Below are 11799 nucleotides of genomic sequence, written 5' to 3'. Positions count from 1 at the left end.
GTTGGCCGGTGGCATGACGACGAGGACGGGGTCGCGCGCTCGCCGCCGGGTCACGCCATCGGCGTTATCCCCGGCGTCCGTTGGCTGTCGCGCGCATTTTGGTCGACAGGTAGTCGCTGAAGTCGGCGCCGAGCGCCGGATTCTTGAGCGCGAATTCGACCGTGGCGATCAAAAATCCGAGCTTGTCTCCGGCGTCGTGACGCTGGCCCTCGACTTCGTGGGCGAACATCGGCGATTTTTTGGCGAGTTCCCGAAGGGCGTCGGTCAACTGGATTTCGCCGTTCTTCCCGGGCGTCGTCTTGCGCAGGATCGGAAAAATCTCCGGCGGCAGGACGTACCGTCCGATGACGGCCAGGTTCGACGGGGCCTCGGCGGGGGACGGCTTTTCCACCAAGTCCTGCACGCGATGCAGTCCGCGCGCCAGGCGCTTCGGCGTCACGATCCCGTAGCGGCTCACGTCGGGCTTCGGCACTTCCTGGACGCCCAAGACCGCCCCATGGCGCTTCTTGTAGACGTGGATCAATTGCGCGAGCGCGGGGACCGGTGCATCGATGATCTCGTCGCCCAGGATGACGGCGAAGGGTTCGTCGCCCACGAGGTGCTGCGCGCAGAGCACGGCATGGCCCAATCCCAGCGCCTCCGATTGGCGCACGTAGCAGAAATTCGCGAGATTGGAGATTTGCCGGATTTGATTGAGGACCTGGCTCTTGCCGGTACCCTTGAGGTTTTCTTCCAGTTCCACCGATCGATCGAAGTGGTCTTCGATGGCCCGCTTGCCGCGCCCGGTGATGATGATGATGTCTTCGATGCCCGCCGCGACGGCTTCCTCGACGGTGTATTGGATCAACGGTTTGTCGACCAGCGGAAGCATCTCTTTGGGAGAGGCCTTGGTGGCGGGGAGGAATCGGGTGCCGAGTCCGGCGGCGGGAATGACGGCTTTCCTGACGGGTTTCGACATGGACCGATAGTATGTGATGGGTCAGGTGAAGTCAAGAAATGAGACCTCGCGTTCCGGTCGCGTGCGCGCGCGGCCGGGAGGCGGGCAGTCCTTTACAATGCATCGAGGCCTCCCTATAATCCGGCAGTTTTTCTCGCGCGGCCGTGAATCGAATACCGGTGCGCCGGTCGGCGTATCGGCCGGAGGTTATGGCCCGGATCCGAGCCGGTTCTCCGCGTGCCCGCCGGACCGGACGGGCGGGATGGAGCAATGTGGGTCCGGCGGGTTTCATCACCAGGACCATTGTGGCTAGACCGTCGTCGTTATCGTGGCGTGGGAAGTCCCCTCGGTGACCACGCCGTTTCTCTACAGACCTCGGTGGGCGCTGATTCTTCTGGTCGCGATCTGTGTCGCGGCCTGTGTCTGTGACGCGGCCGCCCAGACCGCCGCCCCGAAGGTCACGTCGCTCGACATCCGCGGCAACAAGCGGATCGAGCTGCCGGCCATCGCCGGCCGGTTGACCCTCAAGGTCGGCGACCCGTACACGCCCGAAGCCGTGCGCGGACAGGTCAAAATCCTGTACGACACGGGATTTTTCGAGGACGTGCAGGTCGAGACGGAGGCGGAGCCCGGGGGGATGGCGGTCACCTTCGTGGTCCGGGAGAAGCCCTTCATCACGGAAATCGTGTATGACGGCAATGAGAGTCTGAGCGACGACAAGCTCAAGGAAAAAACGACGATCAAAAGCCAGGCTTTCCTGGATCAGCAGCAGGCGAAGGAAAGCGCGGAAAAAATCCGCCTGGCCTATCAGGAAGACGGGTACTACAACGCGCAGGTGATCCCCGTCGTCCAGACCTTGGACGAAGACCGAAAACGGCTCACCTTCTTCATCAAAGAGGGCGAGAAGGCGCGGATCAAGACCGTGAATTTCGAGGGACTGCGCGCCGCCACGAAGGAGGAGCTGTTCAAAGTCACGGCGACCCGCGAGTGGGTGCCCTGGTATGGGTTGATCACGCAGCTGAAGCTGCCCTCGTTTCTCTCCGACGCCGGCATTCTGAAGCGCGAAGAGCTGGCCAACGATGTGGAGCGCATCCGAGAGGTGCTGCTGAATAAAGGATACTTGAACGCGCAGGTGAGCCTGCCGACGGTCGAGCTGACCGACGATCAGAAGTGGTTCATCGTCACCTTCCATATTTCCGAAGGCGAGCCCTTTACCGTCTCGGAGGTCGGCTTTCGAGGCTATACCGTGTTCGAAGAGTCGGAGCTCCGGGAGGGGCTCAAGATCAAGGAGGGGGAGATCTTCCAGCGCGCCAAGATCCGGGATGAGATCACGCGGATCACGGACATGTACGGCAGCAAGGGCTACGCCTTCGCCGAGGTCGTGCCGAACGTCGTGCCGAACAACGAAGAGCGGACCGCGGCCATCATCCTCAACATCAAAGAGGGCGAGATGATGCGCATCCGCCAGATCAATATCCACGGCAACGACAAGACGCGGGACAACGTCATCCGCCGGGAGCTCCGCGTGGACGAGCAGGACGTGATCGACACCCCGTCCCTCAAGCGCAGCTTCCAGCGGTTGAACAACCTGAACTTTTTCGAGACGGTCGAGATCCTCCCCCAGCAGGTGGAGGCCGACAAAGTCGATTTGAACGTGCGGGTGAAAGAGAAGCCGACGGGGCAGTTCAGCATCGGAGGCGGATTCAGCACGCTGGACAAACTGGTTGCGATCGCGGACATCACCGAAGGCAACCTCGGCGGGAACGGGTACATGGGCCGCATCCGCGGACAGTTGGGGCAGCAGCGCAGCCTCGGGCTCATCACCTTCCGCAATCCGTATTTGAACGACTCGCTGACCTCGCTTCAACTCGATGTCTACCGCAGCATGACGAATTACATTTCGTACTTCGAAACCAAGTCGGGCGCGAGCGTCTCCCTGGGCCGGTGGCTCTCCGAATATGTGACCGGCAGCGTCAGCCTCTTTGCCGAGCAGCTCAATTTCTCGGATCCGGCACCCGGCATTTGCCCGGATCTCATTCCACTGGTGTGCCGGCAGCTGGGCAATCAAACGACCACCGGATTCCGCACCGCGCTCTTCAGGGACACGCGGGACTATTTCCTGGATCCCCGATCGGGTTGGCGCGTCGGCGGCGGGTTCGATCTCGGCACGCCCTTGTTGGGGGGGACCAACGACTTCTACAAATATTATTTTGACGTGATCAAGTACACGCCGCTGCCGTTCGATACCCGCTTCTCAATCCACGCGCGCTTCGGCCAGATTGAAGCGGCCGGGGGGAAGCAGATTCCCCTGACCGAGCGGTTTTTCGTCGGCGGCATCAATACGATGCGCGGCTTCGTATTCGGCCGCGCCGGTCCCGTCGTGCCGACGACGTTTTCAGCCCTGGGCGCCGCCAAGGAGCTGATCTTCAACAATGATTTCATTTTTACGATCTCCGCCGACGCCAAGCTGAACGGCGTGATCTTCTTCGACTACGGCAAGGGGTTCGACGACGACGAGCCGCTGTCGCTCAATCTGCGGAAGGCGGCCGGGCTGGAAGCCCGCTGGATCTCCCCCTTCGGGCCGCTGCGCATCGCGTACGGCATCAATTTGTCGCCGAGAGAGGGCGAGCGGACGGGGGTGTTTGAGTTCACGATCGGATCGCTGTTCTAAGCATGATGTTCAAAAATCTCGCCAGCTGGGGACACGGGGCGCTCACCATCTCGCGCCCGTGCGCAAACGTGAGGCGACTTATTCGTCGCCTCGCGCACCTCGCATCGTTCGCATTACTGCGGCCTTGCCCGCGGAACGATGCGTCTCGGCGCATCGGGGTGTGGCGGGTGAGAACGACGAGCTTTTTGAACATCATGCAAATGCTCGGGCTGGTATTGTTGGTAGGTGGCATGGCCGGCTGCACAGGCCCCGAGATGAAGGTCGAGGGCAAGATCGGCGTGATCGATCCGCAGCGCATTTTGAACGAATCGAGCGCCGGCAAAAAGGCGAAGGACAGTCTCTCGTCGTTCCAGAAAAACCGCCAGGCGTTGATCGAGTTGGATGAAAAAGAATTGCGCCGGATGGAGGAGGACTTCATCAAGCAGGCGAGCGTCCTGAGCCCGACGGCGAAGCGCGAGCGCGAGGAGCAGTTTCGCCGCCGCATGCAGGAGTACCAGCAAAAAGTGGCCGAGCTGAACCGGGAAGTGCAGGAGAAGCAGAAGGACGTGCTGGAATCGTTCCGCGACAAGCTGGAAACCGCCGTGGCGAAAGTGGCGAAGCGGCTCGGCCTTCAGGTCGTCGTGGACAAGAGCAAAGGCGGGCCGACGCTGTATCATGAGGAGGGGCTCGATATCTCGGGTCCGGTGATCGAGGAATTCAATCGGGAGTATCCGTAGACGGTGGAGGATGGCATGGTGAACGGACGAACTATCGGAATGGGGCTGGGGCTCGCGGTCGTCCTCGGCCTCGGGGCGGCGGACGCGGCCGAGCCGGTGAGAATCGGCGTGATGGATCAGCAACTGGTCATGGAGCGGTCCAAAGCCGGCAAACGCGCGCTGGAGGACATGAAGAGCTATTCGCTGACGCGGCAGAAGATCATCAACGCCGACGACCAGGAATTGAAGGAGCTGGAACAGGCGATTCAGGATCCGAACGCCAAGCTGAGCGAGGCGGCGAAGCAGGAAAAGCAGGAGCAGTTCCGCGTCAAGCTCGAGGCCTACCAGCGCCGGCTGCAGGATTTCAACCGGGAGATTCAGCAAAAGCAGCGCGAGATGATCGCGGAATATTCCAAGAAGATCGCCGAGGCCGCGCAGGCGGTGGCGCAGAAGGACGGTTACCTGGCGATCCTCGACAAGGGCAACGAAGCCGCCATCCGCGTCGTCATCTATCACCAGCCCGCGCTGGACGTGACCGACGCGGTGACCAAGGAATTCGATCGGCAAAACAAGTAGGGGGACCGTTTGTCTGGTTTGTTTGGTTGATCTGTATCTGGTTTGTTTGGTTTGTTTGGTTGAGTGGCGGGTCCGTCAGCTTTTCAACCAAATAACCAGACAAACCTAATCAACCAAATAAACGTTTGTGCTCTGAGGAGGGCAGCGATGGAGCAGGCAGAGATTCAGTCGTTACTTCCCCACCGGTATCCCTTTCTCTTGGTGGACCGGATCAAAGAATTGGACGTGGACCGGCGGATCGTCGGGATCAAAAACGTGACCATCAACGAGCCGTTTTTTCAAGGCCATTTCCCCGGCCGTCCCGTCATGCCCGGGGTCCTGATCATCGAAGCCATGGCGCAGGTGGGCGGGGTCCTCGCCTTCAAATCGACGGCGCCGACCGGGCGGCCGGTGGTGTATCTGACCGGCATCGACGGCGCCAAATTCCGCAAGCCGGTGGTGCCGGGCGATCAGTTGCGCTTCGAGGTGGATTTGCTGAAAAAGCGGCCGCCGTTTTGGAAGATGCAGGCCAAGGCCTTCGTCGACAACGAGCTGGTGTGCGAAGCCGAAGTCACGGCGATGGTAACTGAAGAGAAAACGTGACGCGTGACACGTGACCGGTGACGAGCGGAAAAGGCCGTCACCACTCGTCACTCGTCACTCGTCACTCGTCACGGAGGTAAGCGTGCAGATTCATCCCACAGCGATTGTACATCCCAAGGCGAAGCTCGCCGCCGACGTCGTCGTCGGCCCCTACTGCGTGATCGGAGAGCATGTGACCATCGGCAAAGGGACCAGGCTCCTGTCCCACGTCTCGATCGACGGCTGGACGGAGCTCGGCGAACGGAACGAAGTGCATCCCTTCGCCTCCATCGGCGGACCGCCGCAGCACCTCGGCTATAAGGGTGAACCGACGAAAGTGGTCATCGGCCATGAGAATATTCTCCGCGAGTACGTCACGGTCAACCGGGCGACCGTCCAAGGGGGCGGCGTGACGTCTCTGGGATCGAAAAACATCCTCATGGCCTACGTGCACGTGGCCCACGATTGCCGGCTGGGCAGCCATCTCATCATGGCCAACGCAGCGAGTCTGGCGGGCCATATCGAGATCGGCGACCATGCGATCGTCGGCGGGCTGACGGGGATCCATCAGTATGTCCGGGTCGGCGACTATGCGATGGTGGGCGGCTGCTGCGCGATCGGGCAGGACGTGCCGCCCTTCATGCGGGCCGCGGGCGGATACCGCGCGCATCTTTACGGGTTGAATTCCGTCGGTCTTCGGCGCCACGGGTTTTCCGCCGACCGGATTGCCGTGCTGAAGAAGGCGTACGATCTCTTGTTCCGGTCGGGCCATCGCGCGGCGGAAGCGATCAGACTGGCCAAAGAGGAGTTCAAGGGGGATGCGGACGTCGCCCAGATCATCACGTTCATGGAAGGCACCAAGCGGGGGGTCTCCCGGTCGGTGAGCAAGGAACTGGAGAGCGAGGAACCATCCTAGGTGACTGCGTCGATTCCCGCCAACGGGCGCATCGGATTGATCGCCGGCAACGGCCGGTTTCCCATCATCTTTGCCGACAACGCCAGGAAGCTGGGGCTGTTTGTGACGGCGGTGGCGCACGAGGGAGAAACCGAGCCCGAGCTTGCGCGCCATGTCGACCGCATCCACTGGATCAAGATCGGTCAGCTCAACAAACTGATCCGCGCCTTCCAGGACGACGGCGTGCGGCAGGCGGTGATGCTGGGCGGCATCAAGAAGACCCATGTGTTCAGCACGGTGCGTCCGGACTTCCGCGCGCTGGCGCTGGCCGCCCGCCTGGCGTTGTGGAAGGACGACGATATTCTCAGAGAAATCGCCGCGGAGCTGGAGCGGGAAGGGATCACGATCTGCGAGTCGACCTTCGGGCTGGAGGGCATTCTGGTCGACGAAGGCACGTTGACGTCGCGCGAACCGTCCAAGAAGGAGTGGGAAGACATCCGCTGCGGATGGGACGTGGCGCGTGAGATCGGCCGCCTGGACATCGGCCAGTGTGTGGTGGTCAAAGACCGGGTCGTGGTGGCGGTCGAGGCCGTGGAGGGCACGGACGGCGCCATCACCCGCGGAGGCGAGCTGGCCAAGGAAGGGGCCGTCGTCGTGAAACGCTGCAAGCCGCAGCAAGATCTGCGGTTCGATTTGCCGGCCATCGGACCGCGGACCATCGACGTCATGTCGTCGGTGAAAGCCGCCGTGCTGGCCGTGGAGGCGGGCAAGACCGTCATGTTGGACGGCGACCTGCTGGTCAAAAAGGCGGACGCGAACGGGATCGCGGTGGTCGGAATAAAAGATAACGGGGTAATGGGGTAGAGGGGTAACGGGGTAGCGGGTGTTATGGTGAAACTTCGCGCGGGCGTGATCGGCGTCGGGCATTTGGGACAGCACCATGCGCGTCTCTATGCGACACTGCCGGATTCCCTGCTGGTCGGCGTCACCGATCAAAATCTTGACCGGGCCAAGGCGATCGCCGACCGCCACGGCGCGCAGGTCTTCGCCGGCCTTTCCGATCTGTTGAAGCAGGTCGACGTGGTCAGCGTCGCCGTACCCACGTCCGGCCATTACGCGGTGGCGAAAGCCTGTCTCGAAGCCAAGAAGCACGTCTTGGTCGAGAAACCGGTCGCCGTCCAGCCCGCCGAAGCGCAGGAACTGGTCGCACTCGCCGTGGCTCACGACCGCCGGCTGCAAGTGGGCCACAGCGAGCGGTTCAATCCGATCATGCTGGCGATGCGCCCGCACATCGGGACCCCGGCGTTTATCGAAGGGCACCGGCTCAGTTCGTTCAGCGAGCGGGGGACGGACGTGGACGTGGTGCTGGATTTGATGATCCACGACATCGATCTGGTGCTCTCGTTCAATCCCGGCTCGGTGGAAGAGGTGCGGGCCGCCGGCGTGCCGGTGCTCTCGTCCACCGTGGATATCGCCAACGCGCGCATCCAATTCAGCAGCGGCTGTGTCGCCAACCTGACGGCCAGCCGGGTGTCGCTCAATAAAATGCGGCGGCTCCGCCTGTTCCAGCGCGATAGTTATGTCTCCATCGATTTCCAATCGAGACAGGGGATGGTCTCCCGGCGTTCGGCTCATCCGGGGCGGCGGCCGAGCATCGAGCTCGAGGAGTTCAAGGGTGGCGACGAGGAGCCGCTGAAGCTGCAATTGGAATCGTTCCTCCAAGCGGTCAAGACCGGCGGACGCCCGGTCGTCTCCGGCGAAGACGGTGCCGCGGCGCTCGAAGTGGCGCACGAGGTCCTGAAGGCGATCACCCAGTTTGCCGAGCGGCATGTGGGTGGGTAAAGGGATAAACGGGGTAAGGGGGGTAAGGGATAGAACGCGGTATGGAGGATACCCCGTTATCCCGCTACCCCGCGACCCCATTCTCATATGCGGCGCATCCTCATCGTCACCGGCGAAGCGTCGGGAGATCTCCATGGAGCCAATCTTGCGAGGGCCCTCAAGGCTCTGGATCCCCATGTCTCGCTCGCCGGTATCGGCGGGGCGGCCATGCAGGCGGCCGGGGTGCAGCTGGTGCGGGATCTCGGCGAGCTGGACATCATCGGCATGGTGGGGCCGGCCGCGCTCGTCTCAGTGGTTCGGCGGTTTCGCTCCATGCGGCGATTGTTCCGCTCCGAACGCTGGGATGCCGTCGTCTTTATCGACCATCCGGGTCTGAACCTCCGCTATGCCTATTTCGCCAAGGCGGCCGGGTTGCGGGTGATCTACTACATCGCTCCGCAAATTTGGGCCTGGCGGCCGGGCCGCATCCATTGGATCAAGCGGCGGGTCGATCACGTCATCGTGATTCTGCCGTTCGAGAAAGCGATCTACGACCGGGCGGGAATTCCGTGCACCTTCGTCGGCCATCCTCTCCTCGACGCGGTCGCGCCGCAGTATGATGGGATCGGGCTCAGGAAGGGATGGGGCCTCGATGCGGCGGGACCGGTCGTCGCACTGCTTCCGGGCAGCCGCAGCACCGAGGTGAAGGCGCTGCTGCCGATCCTGTTGGGCGCGGCCGAACGATTGGCCCGCCGCGACCGGAAAACGCAGTTTCTCCTGGCGCAGGCCTCCACAATTCAGGATAATCTGCTGGAATCCCTCTTGCGGGAGAGTCCGGTCCCGGTCACCGTCGTCAAGGAGCAGGCCGGCGAAGTGATGGCCGCCTCCGATCTCGTGCTGGTGGCGTCGGGGACCGCCACCCTGCAGGCGGCGGTGGTCGGCACGCCGATGGTGCTGCTCTATCGCACCACTTGGTTCACCTACTGGTTGGCCTGGCTGCTGATCCGCGTCAAATGGATCGGCTTGGTGAATCTCGTGGCGGACCGCACGGTGGTGACGGAGTTGATCCAATCCGACGCGACGGCCCAGCGGTTGTACGAGGAAGCCGTGCGGATGCTGGACAATCCCGCCGTCTATGAAGACATGAAACGGAGTTTGAGACAGGTGAAGGCGGCGTTGGGCGGGCCGGGCGCGTCCACAAGAGCGGCGGAAGTGGTGCTGGCGGCATGTCGAACGTAGACCGTTTTGCCCGATTGGTCCGGTATCTGCGGCCTCACAAGGTCCGCTTGATCGCAGCCTTCGTCTGCTCCGGGCTCGTCGCGGCGTTTTCCGCCGCCTATGCCTGGCTGGTCAAGCCGGTCCTGGACGAAATCTTCATCAACAAGAACGACACGTTGCTCTTAGTTCTGCCCCTCGCGCTCTTTGCCGTAGCGGTCTGCAAGAGCGCGTTCAATTACGGCCAGAATTACCTGATGAACTACGTCGGCAACCAGGTCATTGCCGACGTGCGCCAGGCGCTGTTCGCCAAACTGCTGCGGCTGCCCGTCAATTACCACGATCGGAATACGTCCGGCCGGCTCGTCTCCCGCGTCGTCAACGACGTGACGTTGATGGCCAATGCGGTGGCCGGCGTGCTGAAAGACATCTTCCAGCAGGGGCTCACGTTCCTCGCGATGCTGGGCGTGATCTTCTATCAGAATTGGCAGCTCGCCACCCTCTCGATCGTGGTCATTCCCATGGCCGCCGTCACGACGGTGCGCATGGGGAAGCGGCTGCGGATTCTGGCGACGCGCGGGCAGGAACGGATGGGCGACATGGCCTCCACCTTACAGGAGGCGCTCGCCGGCATCCGGATGGTGAAGGCCTATGGCCGCGAGGATCAGGAGACCGAGCGGTTCAGGCGCAGCAACAAAGCCTTTCTCGACACGACGATGAAGGCCATCCAAGTGTCGTCGCTCGGGTCGTCCCACATGGAAGTCATCGGCGTGGTCGGCGTGGCGGCCATCGTGTGGTACGGCGGGTTTCTCGTGATCAACGGCACGATGACGCCGGGCGCGTTTTTCTCCTTTTTGACGGCGATGTTCATGGCCTATACGCCGATCCGCAAACTGTCGGGCGCCAACAACACCATCCAGCAGGCGTTGGCGGCGGCCGAGCGGGTCTATGAAGTCCTCGATTTGGAGACGGAACAGGAGCGGGATCGCGGCACGGTCGTGCTCGCGGGACACAGCCATACGGTCGAGTTCCAGCAGGTGTCGTTGCGGTACGAGAGTCAGGCCATTCATGCGGTGGCCGGGATCGATCTCTCCGTCAAAGCCGGCGAAGTCGTCGCGTTGGTCGGCAGCAGCGGCAGCGGCAAAAGCACGTTGGTGAGCCTGCTGCCCCGGTTCTACGAGCCGACGGAAGGCCGCATTCTGCTGGACGGCCTCCCGTTGACGGCGTACACCTTACAGTCGCTCCGCGCCCATATCGGCATTGTCTCGCAGGACGTCGTGCTCTTCGACGACACGATCCGCAACAACATCGCCTTCGGCCGGACGGGGGCGATGGACGTGGAGATCCAACAGGCCGCCGCGCTCGCGTACGCCCACGACTTCATCCAGCGCCTTCCCCAAGGCTATGACACGATCATCGGCGAGCGCGGGTTGAAGTTGTCGGGGGGCGAGCGGCAGCGGCTGGCCATCGCCCGGGCGATTCTCCGCGATCCGCCGATCTTGATTCTGGATGAAGCCACGTCGGCGCTCGATACGGAGTCCGAGCGCGTCGTCCAACTGGCCCTGGCGAATCTGATGAAGAACCGGACGACGCTCGTGATCGCGCACCGGCTGTCGACGATCCAAAACGCCGACCGCATCGTCGTGCTGAGCCACGGCACGATCGCGGAGATCGGCTCGCATGAAGAATTGCTGCGGCGAGGCGGCTTGTATAAGCGTCTGCACGCGATGCAGTTCCAGGATGTCCCGAGCGCGTGATGCGTGATGGGTGATGCGTGATGGGTGATGGGCACGGAAGAAAACGACGCGTCGAGAACTGGCTCAAATTCTCGCTGCTGCCTCCGGTGGCGGCTGGGGTCATCCGCGCCATCGGCCGAACGATGCGGGTCGAGACGGGCGGGCATGGCCCGGTGGATAAGATCTACGGTGAAGGGCGCAACATCATCCTGGCCTTCTGGCACGCGCAACAGTTGATGATTCCGCTCGGCTATCGCGGCGCCGGATCGCACGTGCTGATCAGCCAACACGGCGACGGCGAGATCATCGCCCGCATCATCGCCCGCTTCGGCCATCAGGCCGTCAGAGGATCCAGCACACGAGGAGGCGCCGGCGCGCTGCGCGCGCTGATCAAGCTGGGCCGCTCAGGCAGAGATGTCGTCGTCACGCCGGACGGTCCCAAGGGGCCGCGTCAAATCGCCAAGCTCGGCGTCGTCCAATTGGCGAAGGCCACCGGACTCCCGATTGTCCCGCTCGCCTTCGCCTGCTCAAAAAAAAACTCTTCGCGAGCTGGGATCGCTTCATGGTCCCCTCTCCGTTCTCGCGGGGGCTCTTTCTCTACGGGGAGCCGATCGTCGTGCCGCGTGACGCCGGCGAGGCCATGCTCGAAGCCGCCCGCCTGGAGCTCGAAACCGTTCTGAATCGGCTGACGG

Annotated in this window: 11 protein-coding genes; 10 read left to right on the top strand and 1 reads right to left on the bottom strand. The window is 62.6% G+C overall.

Features of this window, described 5'->3' with window-relative positions; genetic code table 11:
• Positions 1 to 64 precede the first annotated feature (64 nt).
• A complete protein-coding gene (galU, locus tag NITMOv2_RS16260) occupies positions 65 to 958 on the bottom strand; it encodes a UTP--glucose-1-phosphate uridylyltransferase GalU (protein ID WP_053380866.1) in 894 nt (297 codons plus the stop codon).
• Positions 959 to 1286: 328 nt separating this feature from the next.
• Between galU and bamA the strand changes: the two genes are divergently transcribed.
• From bamA to NITMOv2_RS16210, 10 genes are all read left to right on the top strand, one after another.
• Positions 1287 to 3608, top strand: a complete 2322-nt coding sequence (gene bamA, locus NITMOv2_RS16255) for an outer membrane protein assembly factor BamA (protein ID WP_083448386.1) — start codon at positions 1287 to 1289, stop codon at positions 3606 to 3608.
• Between the two features lie 167 nt (positions 3609 to 3775).
• Positions 3776 to 4324: an OmpH/Skp family outer membrane protein gene (locus NITMOv2_RS16250; protein WP_053380865.1), complete on the top strand. Its 549-nt coding sequence runs from the start codon at positions 3776 to 3778 to the stop codon at positions 4322 to 4324.
• 15 nt (positions 4325 to 4339) lie between these two features.
• On the top strand, positions 4340 to 4879 hold the full coding sequence (locus NITMOv2_RS16245) for an OmpH/Skp family outer membrane protein (RefSeq protein ID WP_083448122.1): 540 nt from the start codon (positions 4340 to 4342) through the stop codon (positions 4877 to 4879).
• A gap of 147 nt (positions 4880 to 5026) precedes the next feature.
• Complete coding sequence (fabZ, locus tag NITMOv2_RS16240; protein WP_053380863.1) at positions 5027 to 5461, top strand: 3-hydroxyacyl-ACP dehydratase FabZ; 435 nt, start codon at positions 5027 to 5029, stop codon at positions 5459 to 5461.
• 82 nt (positions 5462 to 5543) lie between these two features.
• Positions 5544 to 6356 (top strand): acyl-ACP--UDP-N-acetylglucosamine O-acyltransferase, encoded by an 813-nt coding sequence (lpxA, locus tag NITMOv2_RS16235; protein ID WP_053380862.1) that lies wholly within the window; start codon positions 5544 to 5546, stop codon positions 6354 to 6356.
• A complete protein-coding gene (locus tag NITMOv2_RS16230) occupies positions 6357 to 7199 on the top strand; it encodes an LpxI family protein (protein WP_202967251.1) in 843 nt (280 codons plus the stop codon).
• Between the two features lie 24 nt (positions 7200 to 7223).
• Complete coding sequence (locus tag NITMOv2_RS16225; RefSeq protein ID WP_053380861.1) at positions 7224 to 8177, top strand: Gfo/Idh/MocA family protein; 954 nt, start codon at positions 7224 to 7226, stop codon at positions 8175 to 8177.
• Positions 8178 to 8264: 87 nt separating this feature from the next.
• Positions 8265 to 9395: a lipid-A-disaccharide synthase gene (lpxB, locus tag NITMOv2_RS16220; RefSeq protein WP_053380860.1), complete on the top strand. Its 1131-nt coding sequence runs from the start codon at positions 8265 to 8267 to the stop codon at positions 9393 to 9395.
• Positions 9383 to 11128: a lipid A export permease/ATP-binding protein MsbA gene (msbA, locus tag NITMOv2_RS16215; protein WP_053380859.1), complete on the top strand. Its 1746-nt coding sequence runs from the start codon at positions 9383 to 9385 to the stop codon at positions 11126 to 11128. The genes lpxB and msbA overlap by 13 nt, the downstream gene beginning before the upstream one ends.
• A gap of 20 nt (positions 11129 to 11148) precedes the next feature.
• Positions 11149 to 11787: a lysophospholipid acyltransferase family protein gene (locus tag NITMOv2_RS16210; RefSeq protein ID WP_053380858.1), complete on the top strand. Its 639-nt coding sequence runs from the start codon at positions 11149 to 11151 to the stop codon at positions 11785 to 11787.
• Positions 11788 to 11799: the final 12 nt, after the last annotated feature.

It is taken from the genome of Nitrospira moscoviensis (genome assembly GCF_001273775.1).
In the GTDB taxonomy this organism is placed as follows: Bacteria; Nitrospirota; Nitrospiria; order Nitrospirales; family Nitrospiraceae; genus Nitrospira_D; species Nitrospira_D moscoviensis.
Note: the sequence above shows the minus strand (reverse complement) of the source record. Positions and strands in the feature narration are given on the sequence as shown.

Excerpts from the sequence above, each read along its gene's own strand:
- galU (WP_053380866.1), bottom strand. The coding sequence starts at position 958 with ATGTCGAAACCCGTCAGGAAAGCCGTCATTCCCGCCGCCGGACTCGGC.
- NITMOv2_RS16245 (WP_083448122.1), top strand. The coding sequence starts at position 4,340 with ATGGTGAACGGACGAACTATCGGAATGGGGCTGGGGCTCGCGGTCGTC.
- fabZ (WP_053380863.1), top strand. The coding sequence starts at position 5,027 with ATGGAGCAGGCAGAGATTCAGTCGTTACTTCCCCACCGGTATCCCTTT.
- NITMOv2_RS16225 (WP_053380861.1), top strand. The coding sequence starts at position 7,224 with ATGGTGAAACTTCGCGCGGGCGTGATCGGCGTCGGGCATTTGGGACAG.
- lpxB (WP_053380860.1), top strand. The coding sequence starts at position 8,265 with ATGCGGCGCATCCTCATCGTCACCGGCGAAGCGTCGGGAGATCTCCAT.
- msbA (WP_053380859.1), top strand. The coding sequence starts at position 9,383 with ATGTCGAACGTAGACCGTTTTGCCCGATTGGTCCGGTATCTGCGGCCT.
- NITMOv2_RS16210 (WP_053380858.1), top strand. The coding sequence starts at position 11,149 with ATGGGTGATGGGCACGGAAGAAAACGACGCGTCGAGAACTGGCTCAAA.